The sequence below is a fragment of the Streptomyces sp. CB02400 genome (assembly GCF_001905725.1).
Taxonomy (GTDB): Bacteria; Actinomycetota; Actinomycetes; order Streptomycetales; family Streptomycetaceae; genus Streptomyces; species Streptomyces atrovirens.
The window spans coordinates 77594-101784 of sequence record NZ_LIWB01000011.1 but is presented as its reverse complement, the minus strand read 5'-3'; the positions used below and the strand labels follow the sequence as shown (position 1 = coordinate 101784).

The 24191-nt window shown below is 72.8% G+C and carries 24 protein-coding genes; 15 read left to right on the top strand and 9 right to left on the bottom strand.

Annotated features, from left to right (window positions below; all coding sequences use genetic code 11):
* Positions 1-326 precede the first annotated feature (326 nt).
* Complete coding sequence (locus AMK33_RS24980) at positions 327-488, bottom strand: zinc ribbon-containing protein (protein ID WP_073935191.1); 162 nt, start codon at positions 486-488, stop codon at positions 327-329.
* Positions 485-1810: a zinc-dependent alcohol dehydrogenase gene (locus AMK33_RS44750; protein ID WP_073935190.1), complete on the bottom strand. Its 1326-nt coding sequence runs from the start codon at positions 1808-1810 to the stop codon at positions 485-487. The genes AMK33_RS24980 and AMK33_RS44750 overlap by 4 nt, the downstream gene beginning before the upstream one ends.
* A gap of 307 nt (positions 1811-2117) precedes the next feature.
* Between AMK33_RS44750 and AMK33_RS24970 the strand changes: the two genes are divergently transcribed.
* On the top strand, positions 2118-3116 hold the full coding sequence (locus AMK33_RS24970) for a Ppx/GppA phosphatase family protein (protein WP_073935189.1): 999 nt from the start codon (positions 2118-2120) through the stop codon (positions 3114-3116).
* A gap of 27 nt (positions 3117-3143) precedes the next feature.
* Here the strand turns inward: AMK33_RS24970 and AMK33_RS24965 are convergent, their stop codons facing one another.
* Together AMK33_RS24965 and AMK33_RS24960 are read right to left on the bottom strand one after the other, a co-directional pair.
* Positions 3144-3452: an STAS domain-containing protein gene (locus tag AMK33_RS24965; protein ID WP_235618191.1), complete on the bottom strand. Its 309-nt coding sequence runs from the start codon at positions 3450-3452 to the stop codon at positions 3144-3146.
* Positions 3453-3547: 95 nt separating this feature from the next.
* On the bottom strand, positions 3548-4729 hold the full coding sequence (locus tag AMK33_RS24960; RefSeq protein WP_383460744.1) for a PP2C family protein-serine/threonine phosphatase: 1182 nt from the start codon (positions 4727-4729) through the stop codon (positions 3548-3550).
* An 869-nt stretch (positions 4730-5598) separates the two neighbouring features.
* On the opposite strand from AMK33_RS24960, the gene AMK33_RS24955 reads away from it, so the two are divergent.
* Complete coding sequence (locus AMK33_RS24955) at positions 5599-5832, top strand: DUF5133 domain-containing protein (protein ID WP_073935186.1); 234 nt, start codon at positions 5599-5601, stop codon at positions 5830-5832.
* A gap of 50 nt (positions 5833-5882) precedes the next feature.
* Positions 5883-6056, top strand: a complete 174-nt coding sequence (locus AMK33_RS42950) for a hypothetical protein (RefSeq protein ID WP_167748589.1) — start codon at positions 5883-5885, stop codon at positions 6054-6056.
* 422 nt (positions 6057-6478) lie between these two features.
* Here the strand turns inward: AMK33_RS42950 and AMK33_RS24950 are convergent, their stop codons facing one another.
* The 3 genes from AMK33_RS24950 to AMK33_RS24940 form a co-directional block, all read right to left on the bottom strand.
* Positions 6479-6889, bottom strand: coding sequence for a DUF2795 domain-containing protein (locus AMK33_RS24950; RefSeq protein WP_073935185.1), 411 nt, complete (start codon positions 6887-6889; stop codon positions 6479-6481).
* A 34-nt stretch (positions 6890-6923) separates the two neighbouring features.
* Complete coding sequence (locus AMK33_RS24945; protein ID WP_073935184.1) at positions 6924-8075, bottom strand: baeRF2 domain-containing protein; 1152 nt, start codon at positions 8073-8075, stop codon at positions 6924-6926.
* A gap of 230 nt (positions 8076-8305) precedes the next feature.
* Positions 8306-8500 (bottom strand): DUF2795 domain-containing protein, encoded by a 195-nt coding sequence (locus tag AMK33_RS24940; RefSeq protein ID WP_073935361.1) that lies wholly within the window; start codon positions 8498-8500, stop codon positions 8306-8308.
* A gap of 359 nt (positions 8501-8859) precedes the next feature.
* Between AMK33_RS24940 and AMK33_RS24935 the strand changes: the two genes are divergently transcribed.
* The 12 genes from AMK33_RS24935 (at position 8860) to AMK33_RS24880 (ending at position 21098) form a co-directional block, all read left to right on the top strand.
* Entirely contained in the window at positions 8860-9822 is a 963-nt protein-coding gene (locus AMK33_RS24935) for an NAD-dependent epimerase/dehydratase family protein (protein ID WP_073935183.1), read from the top strand.
* Positions 9823-10004: 182 nt separating this feature from the next.
* Positions 10005-11639: a carbamoyltransferase family protein gene (locus AMK33_RS24930; RefSeq protein ID WP_073935182.1), complete on the top strand. Its 1635-nt coding sequence runs from the start codon at positions 10005-10007 to the stop codon at positions 11637-11639.
* A 3-nt stretch (positions 11640-11642) separates the two neighbouring features.
* Complete coding sequence (locus tag AMK33_RS24925; RefSeq protein ID WP_073935181.1) at positions 11643-12647, top strand: glycosyltransferase family 2 protein; 1005 nt, start codon at positions 11643-11645, stop codon at positions 12645-12647.
* Positions 12644-13234 (top strand): D-glycero-alpha-D-manno-heptose-1,7-bisphosphate 7-phosphatase, encoded by a 591-nt coding sequence (locus tag AMK33_RS24920; RefSeq protein WP_073935180.1) that lies wholly within the window; start codon positions 12644-12646, stop codon positions 13232-13234. Before AMK33_RS24925 ends, AMK33_RS24920 begins: the two co-directional genes overlap by 4 nt.
* The gene (locus tag AMK33_RS24915; protein WP_073935179.1) at positions 13231-14220 is read left to right on the top strand and encodes a glycosyltransferase family 9 protein; all 990 of its coding nucleotides are present in this window, start codon (positions 13231-13233) and stop codon (positions 14218-14220) included. Before AMK33_RS24920 ends, AMK33_RS24915 begins: the two co-directional genes overlap by 4 nt.
* Complete coding sequence (locus AMK33_RS24910; RefSeq protein WP_073935178.1) at positions 14217-15173, top strand: glycosyltransferase; 957 nt, start codon at positions 14217-14219, stop codon at positions 15171-15173. The genes AMK33_RS24915 and AMK33_RS24910 overlap by 4 nt, the downstream gene beginning before the upstream one ends.
* On the top strand, positions 15170-16387 hold the full coding sequence (locus AMK33_RS24905; protein WP_073935177.1) for a glycosyltransferase: 1218 nt from the start codon (positions 15170-15172) through the stop codon (positions 16385-16387). Before AMK33_RS24910 ends, AMK33_RS24905 begins: the two co-directional genes overlap by 4 nt.
* The gene (locus AMK33_RS24900; RefSeq protein ID WP_073935176.1) at positions 16387-16974 is read left to right on the top strand and encodes a D-sedoheptulose-7-phosphate isomerase; all 588 of its coding nucleotides are present in this window, start codon (positions 16387-16389) and stop codon (positions 16972-16974) included. Before AMK33_RS24905 ends, AMK33_RS24900 begins: the two co-directional genes overlap by 1 nt.
* Positions 16975-16976: 2 nt before the next feature.
* Positions 16977-18395: a D-glycero-beta-D-manno-heptose 1-phosphate adenylyltransferase gene (gene rfaE2, locus AMK33_RS24895; protein WP_073935175.1), complete on the top strand. Its 1419-nt coding sequence runs from the start codon at positions 16977-16979 to the stop codon at positions 18393-18395.
* Positions 18392-19342 carry a glycosyltransferase family 9 protein gene (locus AMK33_RS24890; RefSeq protein WP_073935174.1) on the top strand — a complete coding sequence of 317 codons (951 nt, stop codon included), beginning with the start codon at positions 18392-18394 and terminating at the stop codon, positions 19340-19342. Before rfaE2 ends, AMK33_RS24890 begins: the two co-directional genes overlap by 4 nt.
* Positions 19339-20205: a glycosyltransferase family 2 protein gene (locus AMK33_RS24885; protein ID WP_073935173.1), complete on the top strand. Its 867-nt coding sequence runs from the start codon at positions 19339-19341 to the stop codon at positions 20203-20205. The genes AMK33_RS24890 and AMK33_RS24885 overlap by 4 nt, the downstream gene beginning before the upstream one ends.
* Positions 20202-21098, top strand: a complete 897-nt coding sequence (locus AMK33_RS24880) for a glycosyltransferase family 2 protein (protein WP_073935172.1) — start codon at positions 20202-20204, stop codon at positions 21096-21098. The genes AMK33_RS24885 and AMK33_RS24880 overlap by 4 nt, the downstream gene beginning before the upstream one ends.
* Before the next feature lie 106 nt (positions 21099-21204).
* On the opposite strand, the gene AMK33_RS24875 is transcribed toward AMK33_RS24880, so the two are convergent.
* Complete coding sequence (locus AMK33_RS24875) at positions 21205-21696, bottom strand: hypothetical protein (RefSeq protein WP_073935171.1); 492 nt, start codon at positions 21694-21696, stop codon at positions 21205-21207.
* A complete protein-coding gene (locus tag AMK33_RS24870; RefSeq protein WP_073935170.1) occupies positions 21693-24188 on the bottom strand; it encodes a molybdopterin oxidoreductase family protein in 2496 nt (831 codons plus the stop codon). Before AMK33_RS24870 ends, AMK33_RS24875 begins: the two co-directional genes overlap by 4 nt.
* Positions 24189-24191: the final 3 nt, after the last annotated feature.

Genomic DNA, 24191 nt, shown 5'->3' with positions numbered 1-24191 from the left:
TGTGTGAGTGGCTGCCGGGCGTGGCCGTCGCCGGACGACTGCGGAGGCGGGCAGGGAGCCACACGGAGGTGTTACTGCTGCGGCCACCCCATCCATACCTGCGGGGCACCCTGCGGCGAGATGACGAATGGACGGGGATCCACGGAACGGGGTCGGTATCTGGACCTCGGGTCCGGCCCGGAAGAAGGGCTGCGCCCCTGTTCGGCGTGGATGACACCGGAGCGGCGCCCGGCGTGGCAGGTCTCCTTCCACAGCGGCGCGGGGCATGTGCCGCGCCCCCAAGACGGCCACTCCCAACGGAGCCGTATACCGCCGGCCGACTCCGTTCAGGACTTGTTGCCCGGCTCGTTCCTGCGGGTCTGGAACTCCTTGTGGCCGTTGGGGCAGGACGGGATCTTGTCGCCCTGCTTCACATGGACCTTCTCGCTGCACTCGGCGCAGTAGAAGTCTCCCGTCTTCTGCGCCTTCTCGCCCGCTTCGGCCGTCATGGCCGGTCGCCTCCGCTTTCCTGATTCGTCGCCACCGGTCCCTGCGTACCGGCGGTGGTGGCGGCGCCGGTACCGGCCGCCTCGCCCAAGCCAGGAGCGACCGAGCCGTCGCCGGCCACGCCGAGCGCCACCTTCGTCCAGCCCGCTTCCCGCCGGTCGAAGGTGCGGTAGGCGTCGACCGCGTCCTCTGTACCCACCCAGCGGGTGATCAGCGGAGTCGGGTCCAGGCGGCCTGCCGCGACCATCGACACCAGCTCGGGCACGTACCGGCGGTGGTTGCAGTTGCCCAGCTTGAGCGTGAGGTTCTTCATGAACGCCTCGCCGAACGGATAGTGCTGGACCTGCGGAGGGTAGACCCCCACGGTGCCGACCGTGCCGGCCTTCGCCGCCATCTGCACGGCCCAGCGCGCCGCCAGCGTCGGGGCGTCACCCGGCACCCACGTCCTCCCGTCCGGGTTCTGCTCGGGGGCGGCCTCGTCCCGTTCGTGGTCGAACTGTCCGGCCTGTTCGCGCAGCGCGTCGGCGGCCGGTCCTCCAGAGGGCCGCTGAGCGTCCACGCCCACGGCCTCGATCACCCGGTCGGCGCCGATGCCACCGGTCAGTTCCAGCACGGTCTGCACCGGGTCCTCGGCGTTGAAGTCCACCGTCTCAGCGTGTTGGTCGCGGGCCAGCTCCAGCCGGTCGGCCATGCCGTCGACGACGATGATCCGTCCCGCGCCCCGCAGGCGGGCGCAGGCGACGGCGGCCTGCCCGATCGGCCCGGCACCCACGATCGCCACGGTGTCGCCGTCACCGATCTCGGCCAGCCTCGCCCCGAACCACGCGGTGGGGTAGATGTCGGACAGAAGGATGGCCTGCGCGTCGTCGACCGTGTCCGGCAGCGGGACCAGTCCGACGTGCGCGAAGGGAATGCGGGCGTACTCGGCCTGCAGCCCGTCCAGCCCGCCCGCCGCCTCCGGGCCGCCGAAGAACACGGTGCCCGCACGGGAACCCTGCGGATTGGCGTTGTCGCACTGCGCGTAGTAGCCCGCACGGCAGTAGCTGCACGTCCCGCACGCAACGGTCGACGGCACCACCACACGGTCCCCGGGCCGGAGGTTACGCACTCCCGACCCCACCTCCTCCACGACGCCGACGGCCTCGTGACCGAGAATCCGCCCCTTCCGCATGCCGGGCATGGTGCCACGGACGAAGTGCAAATCCGTGCCGCAGATGGCAGAGGTCGTGATCCGCACGACCGCGTCGTACGGGTCCTTGATCTTCGGCTCCGGCACGTCGTCCAGACGTATGTCCCCCAGCCCGTGCCACACGACAGCTTTCATATGGACCCTCCGTTCGTACGCCCTGGTACCCCGCCGCCCATCCGAGGTACGGAGCCGACGGTGACATCACCTGCTTTGTCAGATTTCCTCCCGGAGTTTCCCTTCGGTCAACCCCGAAACCGGAACGTCTGAACCGGCACCGTTACGCAGTCGGCGACGCCCCCCGACCGCGTCCACAGCACTCGTCCCGCTCTCATCCCGGTCTCCCTCCAGCCAGGGGCACGGGTGAGATCGGCGCACCGGGGAAGCCGGCTGACGATCACCGGTCTGCACGCATACCGCCTGGTCATCGGGTACCCACTTGTCTATGCGACCCGGAATTGTGGAGGTGGGTTCGAACACGGTGCGGCTGGCCATCGCCGATGAGGACGGTGGCACGCCGCTGCCCGTGCACACCAGCAAGCGGCGGTTGCACCTCGCCGAGCGAGCCACGGGCGACGGTCGGCTCGGCCACGACGCCGTCGAGCAGCTGGTCGGAGCACTCTCCCAAATGAAAGAAGAGGCGGCCCGCTGGGGCGTGACCGAGCTGTTCGCGTTCGCCACCGCCGTCGTGCGTGACGCACCCAATCAGCAGGAAATACTGGCCGAGGTGCACGCCCGTACGGGCCTGGTCCTGGACGTCATGTCCGGCGTGACGGAGGCGGAGCTGACGTTCCTGGCCGCCCGGCAGTGGATGGGCCTGCAGGTCGGGCCGATGGTCCTCCTCGACATCGGAGGAGGCTCCCTAGAGGTCGCCTTCGGCCGCGGCAGGTCGCCCCTCTTCGCCGTCTCGCTGCCGCTCGGGGCCGGCCGACTCACCCGGGAGTACCTGGCCCGTGACACTGTCCCCGATCCCGAAGCGCTCCGGCGGGTGCGGCGGCGGGTCCGCCACGAACTGCGCGACGTCGCGACCCGCGTCCAGTGGGAGGGCCCGCGGACCGCCGTGGCCACCTCGCGCACCTTTCACCAGCTCGGCCGCCTGTGCGGAGCCGCCCCCGGCCGTGAAGGGCCCTTCGTACCTCGCCGCCTGACCCGCCGCGACCTCAAGGCCGCGGTGAAAACCCTGGCCGGGTTGCCCGTCCCTGAGCGTGCCGGGCTGCCCGGCATCTCACCCGCACGTGCGCGCCAGTCTCTGGCCGGCGCAATCATCGCCCACACCACCATGCGCTGCCTCGAGCTCGACCAAGTCGTGCTCTGTCCCTGGGCCCTGCGCGAAGGCGTCATGCTCACAGCACTCCACAATGACGGCGTCTTCCGGTACCGCATGCCCGCGTCGGCGCCACCACCCGGGGATGAACCCGTCCGATTGCCCGTATCCGTCAGGTGAGCGTTCCAAGGCGGCTGCGCGAACCGGTCAGTGCGAGGCGGCGTCCAGTGTGGGACAACCGGCCAGGACTTGACCGGCGCCGACCAGTTCCAGCATGCACTGCACGGGTTGACCGGGTGCGACCAGTGCGAGGTGGGCGCCGGCACTCCGGGCGGTGCGGTAGGCGGTGATCAGACGTGTGAGCCTGGTGGAGTCCAGGAAGGTGACACCGGGCAGGCCCGCGAGTACCGCTTGGCCCTCACGCTGCAGGAGTGGCTGCAGGGCGTCGGCGAGACGGCGGGCGGTGTACAGGTCGAGATCACCCGCGACCGTTACAAGGTGACGGTCGGCGGTCACGGGGTGAACATGCGTGTTCAGGGTGGCCTGCCAGCCGTAAGGGGCATGAGGTCGGTCGGTGCTCACGGAACGCTTCTGTCCTGCAGGACCGCGGTTCACGGAGTCAACTCGTCCTGGTGGCCGCCGCGCCATTCGGCGAGCAGGACGGTGGCGTCGTCGTCGAGTTTTCCGCCGTGGTGATCCATGACGGCCGCCATCAGCCGGCGCAGGGTTTCGTGGAGGGTACGTCGGCCGGAGTGGTGACGTCGGATGAAGTCGACGAACCGGTCCCGACCGAACTGCCTGCCCCGGGTGTCGCGGGCCTCGATCACACCGTCGGTGTACAACAACAGGCGGTCGCCGGGCTCCAACTGCTCGGTGCACACGGTCACCGGCAGGTCCAGGCCCGCGCCCATGGGGCCGGCCGGCGGGCAGGCCAGCTCGGTCGTCCACCGGTTCCCGCGGATCAGGATCGGGAGAGGATGACCGCGGTTGACCCAGGTCAGCCGCCCGGTGTCCATGTCGAGGTCGGCCAGAATGCCGGTGACGTAGCGGCTGGCGCCGAACTGCTCCAGCAGCGTCTGTTCCACCAGTTCACCGATCTCCGCCAGTGACGCGCCGTGGCGGCGGGCATGGCGGCAGGCTGCCACAGCGACGTTCGCGGAGATCCCGGCAGTGGTGTCGTGACCCATGGCGTCGAAGACACCCAGGTGCAGCACGCTGCCGGCCACGGCGTAGTCGAAGGCATCCCCGCCGACCTGGTAGGCCGGTTCCATCACCGCGCCCACCGTGGCGTCATGTCCGGCGTAGGCGGGCGGAGGAGTGAGATTCCACTGCATCTCCGCCGCCACGTTCATCGGCTCGGTACGCACCAGGCGCGCGTAGGAATCGCTGAAGGACCGCTTGCTGAGCAGGAGCAGGGCCGTCATCGACGCCAGATCGCGCACGGCTTGGCGGGTCGGCTCGTCGTCGGTGTCGGTATCGGTCCGCAACACGCCCAGACGCTCCACGCCGTCGGTGACCGCCACCCACCAGCGTCGCCGGCCATCCGGCGCGTTGCCCGTCGTCGGCTCGGTGAGCAGGTCCACGCGCTGATATGCCTGGCCTGGCAGGCTGCCCCGGACGGTGAACTCCTGCCCGTCGTTCCCGGCATCCGGACCCTTGCCCGTGAGCCGACGCAGCACACTCTCGCGGATGTCGACGACGAAGACGGCCGCGTCGTACATTCCGGCGCCGGCAGCGTGCTCGGCGATGAGGTCCGGCAGCTGCTCGAGCGTAGCGGTGTGGCTGGTCTGCATCAGCCGTACCAACGCCAGCGCTGCCACACCTCTGTCAACCACGGCCGACATCCGGCAGGGAGCGAGCACCCCGGACAGGCAGCCACAAGGCGGACGAGGATGTGCACATCCGGCGCGGATCCTTTTCGCCTCTGCCGGTCCGGGTCATACGGACACGTCCCGGCGGTGTCTCACACCCTTGCAGTCGTCCCGGCAGCGCGGGGCGGACGATCGGCATGGCGGCTTCCCTCCCGCCCGGCATATGCCGGGCATTCGGTTACTGCGGTGTCTACCCCCTTCCTCGGACAACTGCACGCAACCCGCACCGGCAGTCCGCACGCATTCCATGCGTGCGGGGCGGTCGTCCGCGCTCGGCACGCGACGAGAACGCGGCCCGCTTGCCGCCCCTGCGGCACGCGGACGTGAACTTTCCGAGCCTCTCCGGCTTCCACACCTGAGCCCCGGTCAACGGGATGCCGTGACCGTTGCGCGGTCCTTACCCCGGCCCGATCCCGGTACCAAGGCCACGGTAAGGGAGTGGGCGAGGCGCGAACGCTCGACGAGAACCAGTAGCGGGCGCCTGCGGTACGAGCTCTCGGAGGGATGGGACGACTCGGGAACCGCGCACCGCTGTGTGGCGCGGACCCGGTGCGGACGGGCTGTGGATCGAGCCGCCCCGCGGGGCGCTGCGCCGGGTGGCCAGGATGGTCTGTCGGCACCGGGGGACGAGGAGGAGAGATCCGGGGCCGACGGCTTCCTGCCCCAGGACGAACAGGGCGCTTGGGGACGTCACCGGCTCCATGGTGGCTGTGGGGCGTGCGGGGCGGAGAACCGGGTAGCCGAGCGACGACCTCCTCTGGGTCCGTGGCAGCGTGGAAGGAGAACCCCTGATGTTGATGGCCCACCCCGCAGTGCTGCGGGACCTGATCGAGCAGTATGAAGCCCTGGCGGCCTTGAATGCCTCCGGGGCGGACAGCGCACGCGTGCGGCAGCGGATGGAGGACGTCGCCTACACCTTGTGTGTCTCCACCGGCACCCGTGACATCGACGCGGCCCTGATCGCGGCCCGTCACCAGTTGCCCGGCGCCCGCCCCCAGGACGATTCCGTCCTGAGTGACAGCTGAACCTCCCCGCTCACACTCATGCCAGCACACCGAACAGAACGGACGAAGACGTGGATGCCACTGACAGAGCTGCTGCGCCGATTTACGACCGCTTGATAGCCGAGCGCGGCGACGTCATCGCGGTGGCCGCACTCACCGCGGAACAGACCCGACGCGAGGTCGCCGAGGTTCTGGACTTCGGCTCTTCGAGCGTGGGCAGCAACGTGGAGGACAACGAGAAGTAGAGTCGGCTGCCCCGGGCAGGTGGGGCATCACCCGCGGCGGCGGACGCACAGCTCTTGGCCCGACATCAGGCGTATCGACGCGGGCAGACGGTGGCTGGCAGTCGTGTCCATAAGTGGTCATGCCACGGCGTGCGGCTCGGCGCCATGCTCGCACCGGCTCTTCGCCGACTGCTCCGGCTTCTTCCCGAGTCGAGGGCACGAGAACGCACGCGGATGCGCACGCCACCATGTGTCCAGCTCCCGCTCGAAGCGAGTGACGTCCTCGGTGACGTGATCGCGCCGCTCGGACCGTGTGCCGTACGAATTCGCGGTGCCGGGTACCGTCGGCACCGCGGGGGCCGGGCTGTACCACTTCTTTCTCGGCGTCTCACCTCCCGTGCGTGATCCGGGCCGCGCGGGAGCCGTCCGCCGACTTCTCGTCGTCACCGTGCCGGTCGGTGGCCGAGTGCCTCGACGATCTCGGTCACGTTGGTGTACGTGCCGTCCTCCGGCAGACTCCGCGCCGCCTCCAGCACCGGGTCCGGTGCGTGGTGTGCTTCCAGGGCCTCCAGCACCGACCGCCGGTCGGCGGGGAAGGCCGTGCGGTCCAGGTGGCGTGCCAGTTCGAGGCGCAGGGAGTCCGCCTCCGCCTCGGCGCGCGCCCGGTCGCGTTCCTCGCCTGGAGGGGGAACCGGTCCGCCCGGGTCCACCCGGATGTCGTCGTCCGCCGGCGGCTCCGGGTCGCTCGCTTCCTCCACGTGGGTCGGCCGACCGGAACGCAGGTGTCCTTCCAGCTCGTGCTTCATCTCGTCGTCGGTACGCGGACTGATCGGGTTGCTGCCTCGTTCCGTCATGTCTCCACACCTCGCTTTTTCGCCTGTGTCGCCGTTACGCCGGAGTCGTCTCGTAGGTCCAGCGCAGAAGGGCGCCCAGGCCGCCCGTCGGAATGTCCGTGGCGTCCGTGCCGTCCTCGTCCGCCGGGGGAACGACCAGTACGTCGGCGGCGGTGACGGCGGCTGCGCGCAGCAACGCGTCGTCCGCGCGTACCGCCGTCGGATCGCTCTCCCCCAGCGTCCGGGCGTCGCTCCGGCGCGCCGCGACCTGGTCGGGTCGGGCGCCCACCCATGTCTCACGGTCCAGCTCCGGTCCGTCGGGCCGGACGAGCAGCGTGTCGATGCGGTGTTCCCGGGCCGCTTCCACCAGCGCCGGGATGCCTTCCACCGCCTCCGTGGGCCGGTCGGTACCCGCGCGGCCGGCGCGGAAGCGGTCGAGCGCCTCCTCGACACGGTGACGCGTGTACCGCCGCCGGGCCTGCTCGATGGCCTCCTCCAGTGCGGGGGAGGCGGACCCGGCGGCGCGACCGCCGTGTTCGGTCTCCGTCGTGACCCGGCGGACCGCTTCGGGGAGCCTCTCGTGCACGGCCGGCCGCTCGCGGGGGTCACCGGCCAGGACGACCAGGTCGGCGCCGGATTCCTCGTAGGCCGCATTCAGCGCTTCGGCGATCTCACCGGCGTTGTGCTCCCAGGTGTTCTCGACCTTGAGCTGGAAGTGCCGCTCGGACCAGTCGGACGAAGCCGTGCGGTGCACGGGGTGTCGCTCCCCCTCGACCTGTCCCGCGGACCGCGGACCGGCCGCCCCGCGCAGCTCGAAGTCGGCACCCGTCCGGTCGATGTACGCCACGATGCAGACCGGGTCCTGACCCGCCAGTTCCAGCAGCGGCGTCAGCCGGGGCAGCGGGGCCCAACAGGCGATCGGCCGCTGCGGCGGGCGGGAGAGCCGGTGGCTGAGCACCACCTCGCCCCCGGCCGCGAAGAGCACTCGGCCGGCCGGGTCCTCCGCGGGTCCGATCCGCAGGAGGGCGTCGCGTACCGCTTCCGTGGTCGCGGCGTCGGCACCCTCCTCCTCGAGCGTCCGGCACGCTTCGCGTACGGACAGCTCACGCCGCTTGGCACCCGACTCGTCGTTCTGGGCGGGATCGAAGTACACGGTGGCCCACGGGCCCGGGCGGTCGAAGAGCGGTTGCAGGAAAGACAGCTGCACTTTTTCTCCTTCGGTCCGTTGCCGGCCGGGTGCCCGAAGCAGGGCGAAAGACACACGACAAACCCGGCACGCGGGTCTCGTCCCGCGTGGTCCGGCTGCGGCCGGAGCGCCGTCGGTGTCCTCGGAGCGGCGGACGGTCTCTCCGCCCGGCTGCGCCGGCCCGCCGGCCCTCATGTCATCCTTCGAGGGGGTCGGCGGCCCACCACCGGCGTCCTCGACAGCCGTCCGGGTTATTCGTTCCCGAACACGGCCTTCTGGACGTCGTTCGGGCCGTCGAACTCGTCCGCGGGGGCATCGCCGAGCTTCTCGACGAGGGTGTCGTCCGCACCGTTGTCCTTGGCCAGTGTGACCAGGTCGTCGCGGCTGGCAGGGTATTCGGCGCCCTTGAGGGCCTTCTGCAGGTCGATCGGGCTGATGCTCGCCATGTCTGTCTCCTCGCTGTCCTGAGGGTCCTCCGGCGGGACCCGTCGTACCGGGTCGGCCGGCAGGTACATCGTGGCCACAGTGGAGGGGGCGGCGCATGTCGGCCCGTGCGTCCCGGTGCCTCGGCGAAGTGGGCGACACCGCCCGTGGCATGGGCCGGCTCCGGTTCCGTGGAGGCCCCGGTCCGCCCGGAGTCGCGCGGAGTCGTGTCGGCCGGTCGCACGCTACGGACCCCGTGTGATCGCTCAGGGGCCACCGAAGCGACGCGCGGTCACCGAGCGAGCACGACTGCACGCATGCGGCAACCCGATCCGGCTACTCACACCGACATCCGAGTCGACGCGAGAGCGAGGAGGGACCCGTGAGCGGACACCCCTGGCGCAGGGCCCTGGTGACCGGCGGGGCGGGATTCGTCGGGTCCCACCTGTGCGCCCGGCTGGCCGAGACCGGCACCGAGGTCGTGTGCCTGGACAACCTGGTCACCGGTTCCCGGGCCAATGTCGCCGAGCTGGAGCGGTACCGCGGCTTCCGTTTCGTGCGCGCCGACGCCACCGACCCCGCCGCCCTCGCGGCACTGCCCGGCAGGTTCGACCTGGTGCTGCACTTCGCCTGTCCCGCCTCGCCCGCCGACTACCTGCGGCTGCCCCTGGAGACCCTCGACGTGGGCAGCACCGGCACCCGCAACGCCCTGGAGCGGGCACGCACCGACGGCGCGCGCCTCGTCCTCGCCTCCACCTCCGAGGTGTACGGCGACCCGCTGGAGCACCCGCAGCGCGAGACCTACTGGGGCAACGTCAATCCCATCGGGCCGCGCAGCGTCTACGACGAGTCCAAGCGCTTCGCCGAGGCCCTGGTCACCGCCCACCGTCAGGTGCACGGCACCGACACCGCCATCGTGCGCATCTTCAACACCTACGGCCCCCGCATGCGCACCGGCGACGGCCGCGCCGTCCCCACCTTCATCGCGCAGGCCCTGGACGGGGTGCCGCTCACGGTCGCCGGCGACGGCGGCCAGACCCGCTCCCTGTGCTACGTGGACGACACCGTCGACGGCGTCCTCGCCCTGGCCGGCTCCCGCGAGACCGGGCCGGTGAACATCGGCGGCGGCGAGGAGATCACCGTGCTGGAACTGGCCCGCCGCATCGTCGAACTCACCGGATCCGCCTCCCGGATCCGGTTCGTGGACCGCCCCGTGGACGACCCCGCCCGGCGCCGCCCCGACACCCGACTGGCCCGCGAACGCCTGGGCTGGCGGCCCCGGACCGGCTGGAGCCAGGGCCTGGCCCTTACCGCCGACTGGTTCTCACGTTCGATGGCCGCCTGAAGTAACGCTCGTCTTGTGAACACAACTCCAGCGCAAAGGAAGGTCCTGCACCCGCACAGTCACGGAGAGAAACGAACGCGAGGACCTCCGGGCGAGCTGTCTCCAAGTGTTTGAGATGACTGCGGTGCGGGACCCGCGAGGCCAGAGCGCCCCTGCATGCCGTCCGGGACGGAGCACCCTTCATGCGCATTCTTGGTATCAACGCCTTGTTCCACGACCCGGCCGCCGCCCTCGTCGTGGACGGGCGTACGGTCGCGGCGGCCGAGGAGGAGCGGTTCAGCCGACGCAAGCACGGCAAACGCCCGCTGCCGTTCTCGGCATGGGAACTGCCGGAGCTGTCCGCCCGCTGGTGCCTGGAACACGCCGGTGTCCGGCCCGAGGAACTGGACGCGGTCACCTATTCCTACGACCCCGCGCTCGCCCGGCCCGCCGCCGACATGGGCCTGGACGACCCCTTCGACCCGCTGCGCCAGGACTACGCCCGCCGCGCCCCCGAGTTCCTCGCCGAGGCCCTGCCCGGCCTCGACCCCGAGCAGGTCGTCTTCGTCCCGCACCACGTCGCGCACGCCGCCTCCGCGGGACGTGCCGCCCCGCACCCCGACAGCGCGGTCCTCGTCCTGGACGGGCGTGGTGAGTGCGCGTCCCACCTGGCCGGGCGCTACGACGACGGCAAGCTGGACACGCTCTTCACCCAGCCTCTGCCCGACTCCCTCGGCCTGGTCTACGAGGACCTGACCCAGCACCTCGGCTTCCTGCGCAGCAGCGACGAGTACAAGGTGATGGCGCTCGCCTCCTACGGCACCCCGCGCCACCTGGCCCGGCTGCGGCAGTACGTGCACGCCACGGGCGACGGCGGCTTCCGCGCCCACGGGGTCGACTGGGCCGCCCTGGCCCCACCCCGCGCCAAGGGCGAACCATGGAGCCAGGAGCACGCCGACCTGGCCGCGAGCACCCAGGCCGTCCTGGAGGAAGTCCTCCTCGAACTCGTGCACTGGCTGCACCACGAGGCCGGCGGTGAGACCCTCGCCCTGGCCGGCGGCATCGCGCTGAACTGCGTCGCCAACTCGAAGATCGCGGCGAAGGGCCCGTACCGGAACGTGTGGGTGCAGCCCGCCGCCGGGGACGCCGGCACCGCGCTCGGCGGCGCCCTGCACCTGGCCGAGAACCCGGAGCCGATGTCCGGCGCCGACCTCGGCCGCGGCTGGAGCGACCAGGAGATCCGCGCCTGGCTCCAGGAGGCGGGCGTCCCGTACGAGGAGCCCGCCGACATCGCCGAGACCGTCGCCGGGGAGCTGGCCCGGGACGGTGTCGTCGCCTGGTTCCAGGGCCGGAGCGAGTACGGGCCGCGCGCCCTCGGGCACCGCTCCCTGCTGGCCCACCCGGGCCGGGCGGAGAACCTGGAGCGGCTCAACCGGGTCAAGGGGCGTGAGGAGTTCCGGCCGGTCGCGCCCATGGTGCTCGCCGAACGCGCCCACGAGCTGTTCTCCGGTGGCCCGCTGCCCAGCCCGTACATGCTGTTCGTGCACGACGTCGCCGCGGAGTGGCGTGAGCGCATCCCGGCTGTGGTGCACGTGGACGGCACCGCCCGCATCCAGACCGTCGACGCCGCTCAGGAGCCGCTCGTGGCGCGCATGCTGACCGCGTTCGAGCAGCGCACCGGGGTGCCCGTCGTGGTCAACACCAGCCTCAACACCGCCGGCCGGCCCATGGTCGACGACCCACGCGACGCCCTGGAGTGCTTCGGCTCCGCCCCGGTGGACCTGCTGGCGATCGGGCCGTACGCGGTACGCAGGAGCGCGATATACGGAAGGGCCTGACGTATGACCGCCTACGCCGTCGTCATCCCCACACTGGTGCGCGGCACGCTCACCCACTGCCTCGCCGCGCTCGCCACCGCGACCGGGCCGAAACCGCAGGAGATCGTCCTCGTCGACGACCGGCCGGACCCCGAGTCGGACCCCGAGCCGCTGGAGCACTCGCTGGGTATCCTCGGTGATCTGCGCGAACGCGCCCTGGTGATCCACAGCGGAGGGCGCGGGCCTGCCGCCGCCCGCAACGCCGGACTGCGCGCGGTCACCGCGCCCTGGATCGCCTTCCTCGACGACGACGTCCAGGTCGGCCCGCACTGGTGCGACCAGCTCGTGGAGGACCTCGCGGAAGCCGGCCCCGAAACCGGTGGTGTGCAGGGCGTCATCACCGTACCGCTGCCGGGGAAGCGCCGGCCCACCGACTGGGAACGCGGCACCGCCGGACTGGCGCGGGCGCGCTGGATCACCGCCGACATGGCCTTCCGCGCCGAAGCCTTGAAGCAGACCGGCGGCTTCGACGAGCGGTTCCGGCGGGCCTTCCGCGAGGACGCCGACCTCGCACTGCGGATGCTGGACTCCGGGTGGCGCATCCGGCAGGGCCGGCGCACCACCCGGCATCCGGTGCGGCCGGCCGACCGCTGGGTGTCCCTGCGTGCCCAGCGGGGCAACGCCGACGACGCCCTGATGCGGCACCTGCACGGGCCGGACTGGTGGCAGCGGGCCGAGGCGCCGCGCGGTCGGCTGCGCGGGCATCTCGCGATCACGGCCGCCGGTCTGGCCGCCGGCGTCCTCGCCCTGACCGGGAACCGCCGGGCCGCCGCGGCCGCCGCACTGGGCTGGGCAGCCGGCACCGGCGAGTTCGCCTGGGCACGCATCGCGCCCGGACCGCGCACCCGGCACGAGGTGAACACCATGCTCGCCACGAGCGTGCTCATCCCGCCCGCCGCCACCTGGCACCGGCTGAGCGGGCTGTGGCGCCACCGCGACGCCGCCCCCTGGCAGGAGGTGGTGTCGTGAACGAGATCGACCTCGTGCTGTTCGACCGCGACGGCACCCTCGTCCACGACGTCCCCTACAACGGCGACCCCGATCTGGTCCGCCCGGTCGACGGCGCCCGCGAGGCGCTCGACGCGCTGCGCGCCTGCGGCATCGGCACCGGCGTCGTCACCAACCAGTCCGGCATCGCTCGCGGGCTGCTCTCCACCGCCGACGTCCGCCGTGTCAACGAGCGGATCGACGCCTTGCTCGGCCCCTTCGACATGTGGGCCCTCTGCCCGCACGGCCCCGACGACGGCTGCTCCTGCCGCAAGCCCCGGCCCGGCATGATCCTCCGGGCCGCCGACCGGCTGCGCACCCCGCCGGAGCGGATCGCCGTGATCGGCGACATCGGAGCCGACGTCGAGGCCGCCCGCCGGGCGGGCGCTCACGGCATCCTCGTGCCCACCGCGCAGACCCGGCCGGAGGAGATCGCGGCTGCTGAACACGTGGCACGCGACCTGTCGACCGCCGTGCGCACAGTGCTGTCCGAGCGGCCGCCCGGCCGGATCCCAGTCGGTAGGCGGCCTGTCACAGCCGCCCGCGAGGCCACCGGGAGCATCCGATGAGAGCTCTGGTCACCCGCCTGGACAGCTTCGGCGACGTGCTGCTCGCCGGACCGGCCATCCGTGCCGTCGCGGCCCGGGCCGACCACGTCACCGTCCTGTGCGGACCGGTCGGCGCGCCCGCCGCCCGCATGTTGCCGGGCGTGGATGACGTCCTGGTCTGGGACGCGCCCTGGGTGGGCTTCACGCCCCCGGCCGTCGGCCGCGGCGAGGTCGAGCTGCTCGTCGACACGATCGACGCCGACGCGGCGCTGGTTCTGACCTCCTTCCACCAGTCCGCGCTGCCCGCCGCCCTGCTGCTGCGCCTGGCCGGCGTCGGCTTCATCGCCGCCGACAGCGACGACTACCCCGGCTCACTGCTCGACGTACGCCACCGGCGCGCCCCGCACGCCCACGAGGCGGAGGCCGCGCTCGACCTCGCCGAGGCCGCGGGCTTCCCCCGCGTCGACGACGGCCGGCTGCGCGTGCTGCACCCGCCCAACGCCCTCCGGCTGACCGGCCCGGAGCCGTACGTCGTACTGCACCCCGGGGCCAGTGTGCCCGCCCGGGCCTGGAGCCGGGAGCGGTGCGCCGAGGCGGTGCGTGAACTGTCGGTGGCCGGGCACCGGGCCGTGGTGACCGGCGGTCCCGGGGAGCGCGGGCTGACCGCGTACGTCGCCGGTGACCACGGCCTCGACCTCGGCGGCCGTACCGACGCCGTGGAACTGGCCGGCGTGCTGGGCGGCGCGCGGGCCGTCGTCGCCGGCAACACCGGCCCCGCCCACCTCGCCGCCGCCGTCGACACCCCGGTGGTGTCCCTGTTCGCCCCCGTCGTCCCCCCGGAACGCTGGCGCCCCTACGGCGTCCCGCACGTGCTGCTCGGCGACTTGGACGCGCCCTGCGCGGACAGTCGCGCCCGGGACTGCCCGGTGCCCGGCCATCCGTGCCTGCAGTCGGTCACCGCACAGGACGTGGTGGCCGCCGTGGAGAAGGTGATGGTCGCATCATGAGGATCCTGCTGTGGCATGTGCACGGGTCGTGGACCACGGCCTTCGTGCAGGGCCCGCACACCTACGTCGTCCCCGTCACCCCGGACCGCGGACCCGACGGACTCGGCCGCGCCCGCACCTTCGACTGGCCGGAGTCGGTGATCGAGCTCCCCCCGGAACGGCTGCGGGACGCCGACATCGACGTCGTGATCCTGCAACGCCCGCACGAGTACACCCTCGTGGAGCAGTGGCTGGGCCGCCGCCCGCCCATGGTGTACCTGGAGCACAACGCTCCCCACGGCTCTCCCGGAGTACCGGACACCCGGCACCCGGTCATCGACCTGCCCGGTGTGCCGCTGGTCCACGTCACCCACTTCAACCGCCTGATGTGGGAAGCCGGGACTACCGAAACCACCGTCATCGAACACGGCATCGTCGACCCCGGGCCCCTGTGGACCGGCGATGTCCCGCACGCGGCCGTCGCCGTCAACGAGCCGATCCGGCGCGGCCGTACCACCGGCACCGACCTGCTGCCGGCGTTCGCCGAAGCCGCCCCGCTGGACGTCTTCGGCATGAAAACCGACGGCCTCGCCGACCACCTCCGCATTCCGCCCGAGCGCTGCCGCTCGTACGAGCTGGTCCAGCAGGACCTGCACGCCGCGATGGCCCGCCGCCGGGTCTACGTCCACCCCGTGCGCTGGACCTCCCTCGGGCTGTCCCTGCTGGAGGCGATGCACCTCGGCATGCCCGTGGTCGCCCTCGCCACCACCGAGGTCACCGAGGCGGTACCGCCCGGCGCCGGGGTGGTCTCCAACCGGATCGACGTACTGACCGACGCCGTCCGCGACTTCGTCGCCGACCCGCTGCACGCCCGCGCGGTCGGTGAGGGCGCACGGGCGGCGGCCCTGGCCCGTTACGGGCTGTCCCGCTTCCTGGACGACTGGGAGCGGCTGCTGAAGGAGGTGTCCCGATGAGGATCGCCATGGTGTCCGAGCACGCGAGCCCGCTCGCCGTGCTCGGCGGTGTCGACGCCGGCGGCCAGAACGTGTACGTGGCGCGGCTCTGCGAGGAGTTGGCGCGTCGCGGTCACGACGTCACCGTGTACACCCGCCGTGACGCGGCCGACCTGCCCGACCGGGTGGAGCTGCCCGGCGGTGCCGTCGTCGAGCACGTGCCCGCCGGACCGCCCGAGGTGATTCCCAAGGACGAACTGTTGCCCCACATGCCCGACTTCGGCGCGTACCTCACCCGGGCCTGGCGGCGGGACCGGCCGGACGTCGTGCACGCCCACTTCTGGATGTCCGGCCTGGCCGCTCGGATCGGCGCGCACCCGTACGGCATCCCCCTCGTCCAGACGTTCCACGCCCTCGGGACCGTCAAGCGCCGCCATCAGGGCCGGGACGACACCAGCCCGCCCGAACGCGTCGGCATCGAACGGCAGATCGGCCTCACCTGTGAACGGATCCTGGCCACCTGCACCGACGAGCAGGAGGAGCTCGCCGCTATGGGCGTGTCCTCCAGCCGGGTGTCCGTGGTGCCGTGCGGCGTCGACACCGACCACTTCCACCCTCGGGCGGACACCGCCGACGCTCCCGGGCGGGAGCAGCGGCACCGGCTGCTCGCCTGCGGCCGACTGGTCCCCCGCAAGGGCTACGACCAGGCGATCCGCGCCCTCACCCGGATCCCGGACACCGAACTGGTCATCGCCGGCGGCCCGCCCTCCGACCGGTTGCACGCCGAGCCCGAAGCCCGACGGCTGCTGAAACTGGCCGAGGAGCAAGGAGTGGCCGACCGGGTACGGCTGCTCGGTGCCGTCGACCCGCGCCGGATGCCCGCGTTGATGGGCAGCGCGGACCTGGTCCTGTGCACTCCCGTGTACGAACCGTTCGGCATCGTCCCGTTGGAGGCCATGGCCTGCGGTACACCCGTCGTCGCTACCGCCGTCGGTGGTCACCGGGACACCGTCGCCGACGGCCGCACCGGACGGCTCGTGCCGCCGGGCGACGCCCCGGCGATCGCCGCCACCGTCCGCGATCTGCTCGGGCACGACCGCAGGCGTAACCGCTTCGGCGCGGCCGGCCGCGAGCGTGTGCTCGCCCGCTACACCTGGCAGCGCGTGGCGGACGGAGTGGAACGGGTCTACCGGCAGACCGCCGTGGGCCGTGAACTGCGTACGGAGGTCGCCTGATGAGCACCCACGCCGAATCGTCCGTCGTCACGCACTGCGACGAACTCCTGGATGCCCTGGCCCGGTTCCGTGGCCGGGCTCCTCTCACCGAGCACTGGGGCGGGCTGCTCGCCGAGGTGCTCGTCGGCGGGGGCCGGCTGCTGGCCGCGGGCAACGGCGGCAGCGCGGCCCAGGCCCAGCACCTGACCGCCGAACTCGTCGGCCGCTACCGCGACGACCGCCCTGCCTTCTCCGCGATCGCCCTGCACGCCGACACCTCCAGCACCACCGCCATCGCCAACGACTACGGCGTCGACGAGGTGTTCGCCCGCCAGGTCCGCGCCCACGGCCGGCCCGGCGACGTGCTGATGCTGCTGTCCACGTCCGGCGCCAGCGCCAACCTGCTGTCCGCCGCCGACGCGGCCCGCGCGGCCGGTCTGCGCGTGTGGGCCCTCACCGGACCCGCCCCCAACCCGCTGACCGCGGGCAGCGACGAGGCCCTGTGCGTGGAGGCGCCCACGGCGGCCACCGTCCAGGAACTCCACCTGGTGGCGGTGCACATGGTGTGCGCGGCGTTCGACGCGGCGCTGGAGAGGAAGGCGAAGTGACCATGGCACGCTCGGGCACGTCCCCCCTCGTCGTGGTCGGTGACGCCCTGCTCGACCGCGACCTGACCGGCCACGCCGACCGGCTCGCCCCCGACGCGCCCGTACCGGTCGTCACCGAGCAGGGACGGCGGGCACGGCCGGGCGGCGCCGCCCTCGCGGCCTGCCTCGCGGCTGCGGACGGCCGGGACGTCACCCTGATCACCGGCACGGGCGACGACCCGGCGAGCGAGGAGTTGCGCCGGCTGCTCGACGGCCGGGTGAGGGTGATCGGCCTGCCGCTGTCCGACGCCCTGCCGGAGAAGACCCGCGTGCTGGCACAGGGCCGCCCGGTGGTGCGGCTGGACCGCGGTGACGGCCGCGTCCGCGGGGCCACCGACGAAGCCCGCGAAGCCGTCCGCTCGGCCCCGGCCGTGCTGGTCTCCGACTACGGCCGGGGCGCGGCGGACGCCCTGCGCGACGTCCTGACCGAGCGTCCGCCGGTGGTCTGGGACCCGCACCCGCGAGGCGGACCGCCGGTGCCCGGCACCCGGCTGGTGACACCGGCGCGGTCGGAGGCGCGCGCACTGGCCGAGGCCGCCGGAACACCGGACGCCGACGGCGCGCCGGACGACGACCTGCGCGCCACCGCCCGCGAGGCCGCCGCACTCGTACGGCGCTGGGGCGCGACCTCCGTGGCGGTGACCATGGGCGCGCGCGGTGCCCTGCTCTCGTACGGCGACCACCCCCTGCTCGTCCCGGCGCCGGCCGCGCACCACGGCGACCCCTGTGGTGCCGGCGACCGGTTCGCCGCGACGGCGGCCGGGCTGCTCGCCGACGGGACGCTGGTGGGCGAGGCCGTCGAGGCCGCCGTCGTCGCCGCGAGCGGGTTCGTCGCCGCGGGCGGCGCGGGCGCAGTGGTCGGCGGGGCCCCGCCCGAAGCCGAGGCACTTCCCCGGCAGCCCGGCAAGGACGGCGCGGGCGCTGCTCCCGACCCGCGGACGGTGGTCGCCCGGGTACGGGCCGCCGGCGGCACCGTCGTCGCGGCGGGCGGCTGCTTCGACCTCCTGCACGCCGGGCACGTCGGCCTGCTCCAGGCCGCCCGCCGCATCGGAGACTGCCTCGTCGTCTGCGTCAACTCCGACGCGTCGGTACGGCGCCGCAAGGGAAAGGGCCGCCCCGTCAACCCGCTGGCCGACCGGGTCCGTGTGCTGCTCGCCCTGGGATGCGTAGACGCGGTGGCCGTGTTCGACGAGGACACCCCGGAACGGCTGCTGACCGACCTGCGCCCCGACATCTGGGTCAAGGGCGGCGACTACACCGGCGCGGACCTGCCCGAGGCGGCGCTGCTCGAGGAGTGGGGCGGGCAGGCGGTGCTGCTGCCGTACCTCGACGGGCGGTCCTCGACGACGCTCATGGCCCGGGCGGCGGAGGGAGCCCGATGACGCGCCCCCGCCTGCTCGTCCTGCGCGCCCTTGGCCTCGGCGACCTCCTCGCCGGCGTGCCGGCGCTGCGCGCCCTGCGACGGGCCTTCCCCGGCCACGAACTGGTATTGGCCGCCCCGGCCGAACTGGCGCCGGTCGCCGCGGCGACGGGCGCCGTCGACCGGCTGCTGCCCGCCTCCGCTCCCGGGCGCGCCGTACCGCGCGGGCTCGACTGGAACGGTCCCCCGCCCGACGTCGCCGTCGACCTGCACGGCAACGGACCGCCCAGCCACCGCCTGCTCCAGACACTGTCCCCGCGGCGCCTGTTCGCCTTCGCCCACCCGGAAACCCCTGAGATCGACGGACCTCCGTGGCGGGCCGAGGAACACGAGCGGGACCGCTGGTGCCGCTTCCTGGAGTTCTACGGCATTCCCGCCGACCCCACCGACCTGCTGCTGCCCCGCCCCGCGGGCCTCTCCCCCGCCCCTGGGGCGGTCGTGCTGCACCCCGGCGCCGGCGCCCCCTCCCGATGCTGGCCCGTCGACCGCTACGCGACCGTCGCCACCGCTCTGCGCCGGCGCGGCCACCGGGTCGTGGTCACCGGCGGTGCGGGCGAGGACGACCTGGTGGCGCGGCTCGCCAAGCAGGCCGGCCTGCCCGACACCGACGTCCTCGGCGGCGGCCTTCCGTTCGACCGGCTCTCCGCCCTGGTCGCCGGCGCCCGCGCCGTCGTCAGCGGCGACACCGGCATCGCCCACCTCGCAATCGCCCACGCCGTCCCCACCGTAACCCTCTTCGGCCCGGTCCCGCCCAGCCGTTGGGGCCCGCCCGCGCACCCGCGCCACCAGGTGCTGTGGCACCCCGGCCCGCAGGGTGACCCGCACGGCCGCCGCACCGACCCGGCACTGCTGCGGTTCGGTTGCGAGCATGTGCTGGACGCCCTGAATCTCCTCCTTCACACATCATGAGCCACACACCCACGGGCGTCGTCATCGCCACCCGCGACCGCTCGGAGAGACTGGCCCGCACCCTGCGCCGCCTGCTCGTCCTGCCCGAGCGGCCGGAGATCCTCGTCGTCGACAACGCCTCCACCGATGGCACCCGCGCCATGCTCGCCCGCGACTTCCCCGAGGTACGCGTACTGGCGCTGCCCGTCAACCACGGCGCCATCGCCCGCAACCACGGCGCCCGCGCCCTCGACACCCCCTACGTGGCGTTCAGCGACGACGACTCCTGGTGGGCCCCCGGAGCCCTCGGCCGGGCGGCCGGGCTGATGGACACCCACCCGCGGCTCGGCCTGGTCTCCGCCCGCACCCTGGTCGGCCCCGCCGAGGAACCCGACCCGCTCAACGACGTCCTCGCCACCTCCCCGCTCGGCCCGGCAAAGGACCTGCCCGGCACGCAGGTCCTCGGCTTCCTCGCCTGCGCCTGTGTGGTCCGCCGTGAGGCGTACCTCGAAGCGGGCGGCTTCCACCCGCTGCTGTTCTTCGGCGGCGAGGAGACCCTGCTCGCCTACGACCTCGCCGCACGCGGCTGGGGCGTCACCCACTGCACGGACGTGATCGCCCACCACCACCCGGACCCGGCTCCCCGCACCGGCCGCCCCGCCAGGATGCTCCGCAACGAGGTCCTCACCTCCTGGCTGCGCCGCCCCCTGCCGCACGCCCTCACCCGCACCCGTGCCCTGGCCCGGGACGCCCCGCACGACCCGGCCGCCCGGCAGGCCCTGCGCGAGACCCTCGTACGCCTGCCGGCCGCCCTGCGCGCACGCGCGCCCCTGCCCCCGCATGTCGAGCGGGCCGCCCGCACGCTGGACGGAGCACACCCGTGACCGACCCCCGCACCACCGTCGTCGTCATCACCCACAACCGCCGCACCGAGTTGCTGCGCACCCTCGAACGACTGGCCGGACTGCCCGAGCGGCCACCGGTGATCGTCGTGGACAACGCCTCCACCGACGGCACAGCCGACACGGTCGCCCGCCACCACGCGTGGGTACGGCTGCTGTGCCCCGGCCGCAACCTCGGCGCCGTCGGCCGCAACCTCGCGGTCCGCGAGGTGCGTACGCCCTACGTGGCGTTCTGCGACGACGACTCGTGGTGGGCGCCCGGCTCCCTGGCCGGTGCGGCCGACCTGCTCGACCGGCATCCGGCGCTCGCCACCGTCACGGCCCGCATCATGGTCGAGCCCGAAGGCGTGGAGGACCCGATCGTCGAGGAGTTGCGCGACTCGCCCGTACCCGGCCCCGAGTGGCTGCCCGGCCCTGCGCTCGGTTCCTTCCTGGCCGCCGCGACCGTGCTGCGCGCCGACGCCTTCCGGGCCGCGGGCGGCTTCCACCCCCGGCTGTGGCTGGGCGGCGAGGAGGAGCTGCTCGCCGTCGACCTGGCCGCCCAGGGGTGGTGGTTGACGTACGCCGATCACCTGACGATCCACCATCAGCCGTCCCTGATGAGGGACGCGACGCTGCGCCGGGCGCACGGCATCCGCAACACGCTGTGGTTCACCTGGCTGCGCCGCCCGGCCGGTCCCGCGTTGCGCCGCACTCTGCACCTGGCCCGTACGGTGCCGCGCGACACCGTGTCGCTGCGGGCCTTCGCGCAGGCCGCGGCCGCGTGGCCGTGGGTGCTGCGCGAGCGCCGGGTGCTGCCGGCGGAGGTCGAGGCGCGGATGCGGGTGCTGGAGGAGGCGCAGCGGCGCTCGTCCGCCCGTCGTTACGTGGGCTGACGTCCGGGGAGCGCGGCCACCCGGACGGGGCGGGTCCCCCGGGAGCCCGGCAGCGTGCCGATGGAACGCACCGGGCTGGAGTCGACGTCGGTGTCCCGGCCGGCCGCTAGAGGCTGGTCAGGATCTGCGGGCCAAGGTTCTTGATCATGGTGTTGGTCCAGCGCGTCTGCCGCAGGGTCTGCGGGTGGCAGTGCGCGGCGAGGGTGAGAAGCCGGTCGTCCCGGGTGGCTTGGGCGGCCTGGGCGAGCATCTCCCAGTACAGCGAGTTCTCGGTGGCTCCCAGGTGCAGGTCACGCAGATCGCGCAGCAGGAGCAGACCGGGCTCGGGCCGGTGTCCCACAGCCTCCGCCGCCTTCTCCCGGAGCATCGTCAGGACGCCCGTGCTGGAGGTGTCGGGAGCCTCGTCGAGGTTCAGGCCGTAGTGGCGGCCCGTGTCGGCCAGTCGTTGGACGTGTTCACGGGACCAGAGGGCCAGGTCGGTGGCGACGTGGTGGATCTCGTGCTCGGTGCGGTGGCGCTCCGCCACCGTGGTCAGGTGCTCGGCGAGGTGCTTCTCGCCGTGGTGCAGCGCGCGCAGGGCCAGCGTGACGCCGTTCACCGGGTGCCCTCCTCACGGCCGTGCCACGTGGCCTCGTCGGACTGTGTGACCTGCGCGGTGGGGCCGCCCTGCGTCGGGGGGATGCCGGCCTTGCCGGTCCCGGAGGGCGCGGAGGCGGTGGTGGTCGGCGCGGGGGCGGTCCGGCCGTCGCCGCGTTCGACGAGGGTGAGGGCCGCCGCGGCGGTCTTGAACAGCGGCTGCTTGGAGGCCGGGTCCCAGTCGGTGACGGTCGTCTCGTTGGCGGCGCGCCCGGGTGTGTTCCCGTCCGGGCCGTGGCCGGCCGGGGTGTCCCAGTAGCCGTAGTGGAACGGCACGAACAGCAGTCCCGGCCGGATGTCCGTGACGCGGACCCGTGCCCGCAGCGCGCCGCGCGGCGTGGAGACCTCCACCAGGTCGCCCTCGTTCAGACTCCGCTCGGTCGCGTCGGCCACGGACACCTCCACCCAGACGTCGGGCGCGGCGGCGTTCAGCTGCGGGGCGCGCCCGGTCTTGGTCCGGGTGTGGAAGTGGTAGATCGTCCGGCCGGTGGTCAGCTGGAACGGATGCTCCTCGTCCGGCATCTCGTGGAGCGGCAGGTAGGCGGCCGCCTTGATCATGGCCTTGCCGTCCGGGTTGAGGGAGCGGTACTCCACCACGCTGTCCGAGGCGCCGGTGACGAGGTCCTTGCCGTAGGTCTCGCACACGTCGGGGTGGGCCCAGGCGATGCCGTCGGTGTAGAGGCGTTCCGTCCCCTGCGGGGCGTGCTCATTGCACGGCCACTGAATGCCGGAAGGGCCGCGCAGCTTGCCGTAGGTGAGACCGGTGTAGTCGCACGGCCGGCCCGCGCTGCACCGCTTCCACGCCTCGAAGGCCGACTCCGGGTCGTGCCAGTGGACCAGCGGGCCGCCGTCCTTGTCGCGGAAGTCCATGCGGGCGGCGTAGTCGAGGAAGATGTCCAGGTCCGGCTTGGCCTCGCCCGGTGGGTCGACGGCCTTCTCGGACAGGTGCACGGTGCGGTCGGCGTTGGTGAACGTGCCGGTCTTCTCACCCCACGTCGCAGCGGGCAGCACCACGTCGGCCAGTTGGGCGGTCTCGGTCGGGAACAGGTCCTGCACCACGACGAACAGCCGCTCCTGGGACAGGATCGAGCGGATGCGGGACAGCTCCGGCAGGGAGACGGCGGGGTTGGTGCCACTGATCCACAGCATGCGGATCGATCCCTGCTCGGCGTAGCGGAACATCTGCATCGCGTGAGTGGGAGGCGCGTAGTGCGGGATCTGCTTCGGTTCGACGTTCCACACCTTCGCCAGGTCCGCCACGTGCTGGTCGTTCTGCCAGTTCCTGAAGCCCGGAAGGTCACCGTTGGCGCCGCACTCCCGGGTGTTCTGGGCGGTGGGCTGCCCGTTCATCTGCAGGATGCCCGCTCCCGGCCGACCCAGCATCCCGAGGATCAGATGGATGTTGTTGACCTGCACGGCGGCGGCGGTGGCCTGGTGGGACTGGTAGACGCCCTGCAGCACCGTCGACAGCAGACGGTCGGCCGAACCGAGGATCTCCGCCGCCTCCTCGATGCGCGCGGCCGGCACGTCACAGATCTCAGCGGCCCACGCGGGTGTGCACTCCTCGACCCGGGCCTCCAGCTCCTCGAAGCCGACAGTGTGAGCCGCGACATAGTCGTGGTCGACCCGGCCGGTGCGGATGATCTCGTGCAGCAGCGCGTTGAGCAGCGCCACGTTCGTCCCGATGCGCGGGGCCAGGTGCACGGCGGCCCGGCGCGCCACCTGCGTCGGCCGGGGATCCACACAGACCAGACGGGGCGGGTCGCCTCCTCCGAGCCGGTCGAGGATGCGCATCCACTGCACCGGCTGCGTCTCGGCCAGATTGTGCCCGAAGAGGGCGATGACGTCCGCGTGGTCGATGTCGTCGTAGCTGCCGGGCTGGCCGTCGCAGCCGAAGGACTCCTTGAGCGCCTCCGCGGCCGTCGAGGTGCACAGCCTGGTGTTGCCGTCCAGGTGGTTCGTCCCGATTCCCGCCCGGGCCAGCACCGCCAGTGTGTAGTACTCCTCGAGGAACAGCTGGCCGGACGTGTAGAAACCGATCGAGCCGGGACCCCTCTCCCCCAGAAGTGACCGGGACCGGGACACGATCCTGTCCATCGCGGTCGCCCAGTCGGTCTCGACCAGACGGCCGTCCTGGCGGACGAGGGGCCGACGCAGCCGGTCCGCGGAGGCGTTGGCCTGCCAGCCGAAGAGGTCCTTCGGCCCGAGACGGCCGTGGTTCACCCGGTCCTGCGCGCGGCCCCGGACGCCCACCATGCGGCCGTCCATGACCGCGATGTCCATCGCGTCACCGTCGGAGTGCAGGATCGAGGCGGCCCGCACCCACTGCTGCACGTCGTCCGGTGTGACGCCCTCCGCAAGCCGGGTGTCCACCCGCGCCGGCCACACCTCGTGCCGCCCGTACGGAGTACGACTGCCCCACGGTTGCGCGATACGGTCCACCGAAACGTCCATGCC

Bases quoted from the DNA above. Each gene is read 5' to 3' on its own strand.
- AMK33_RS24980 (WP_073935191.1), bottom strand. From the start codon at position 488: ATGACGGCCGAAGCGGGCGAGAAGGCGCAGAAGACGGGAGACTTCTAC.
- AMK33_RS44750 (WP_073935190.1), bottom strand. From the start codon at position 1,810: ATGAAAGCTGTCGTGTGGCACGGGCTGGGGGACATACGTCTGGACGAC.
- AMK33_RS24970 (WP_073935189.1), top strand. From the start codon at position 2,118: ATGCGACCCGGAATTGTGGAGGTGGGTTCGAACACGGTGCGGCTGGCC.
- AMK33_RS24960 (WP_383460744.1), bottom strand. From the start codon at position 4,729: ATGCAGACCAGCCACACCGCTACGCTCGAGCAGCTGCCGGACCTCATC.
- AMK33_RS24955 (WP_073935186.1), top strand. From the start codon at position 5,599: ATGTTGATGGCCCACCCCGCAGTGCTGCGGGACCTGATCGAGCAGTAT.
- AMK33_RS24950 (WP_073935185.1), bottom strand. From the start codon at position 6,889: ATGACGGAACGAGGCAGCAACCCGATCAGTCCGCGTACCGACGACGAG.
- AMK33_RS24940 (WP_073935361.1), bottom strand. From the start codon at position 8,500: ATGGCGAGCATCAGCCCGATCGACCTGCAGAAGGCCCTCAAGGGCGCC.
- AMK33_RS24930 (WP_073935182.1), top strand. From the start codon at position 10,005: ATGCGCATTCTTGGTATCAACGCCTTGTTCCACGACCCGGCCGCCGCC.
- AMK33_RS24925 (WP_073935181.1), top strand. From the start codon at position 11,643: ATGACCGCCTACGCCGTCGTCATCCCCACACTGGTGCGCGGCACGCTC.
- AMK33_RS24915 (WP_073935179.1), top strand. From the start codon at position 13,231: ATGAGAGCTCTGGTCACCCGCCTGGACAGCTTCGGCGACGTGCTGCTC.
- AMK33_RS24910 (WP_073935178.1), top strand. From the start codon at position 14,217: ATGAGGATCCTGCTGTGGCATGTGCACGGGTCGTGGACCACGGCCTTC.
- AMK33_RS24905 (WP_073935177.1), top strand. From the start codon at position 15,170: ATGAGGATCGCCATGGTGTCCGAGCACGCGAGCCCGCTCGCCGTGCTC.
- AMK33_RS24900 (WP_073935176.1), top strand. From the start codon at position 16,387: ATGAGCACCCACGCCGAATCGTCCGTCGTCACGCACTGCGACGAACTC.
- rfaE2 (WP_073935175.1), top strand. From the start codon at position 16,977: ATGGCACGCTCGGGCACGTCCCCCCTCGTCGTGGTCGGTGACGCCCTG.
- AMK33_RS24890 (WP_073935174.1), top strand. From the start codon at position 18,392: ATGACGCGCCCCCGCCTGCTCGTCCTGCGCGCCCTTGGCCTCGGCGAC.
- AMK33_RS24885 (WP_073935173.1), top strand. From the start codon at position 19,339: ATGAGCCACACACCCACGGGCGTCGTCATCGCCACCCGCGACCGCTCG.
- AMK33_RS24870 (WP_073935170.1), bottom strand. From the start codon at position 24,188: ATGGACGTTTCGGTGGACCGTATCGCGCAACCGTGGGGCAGTCGTACT.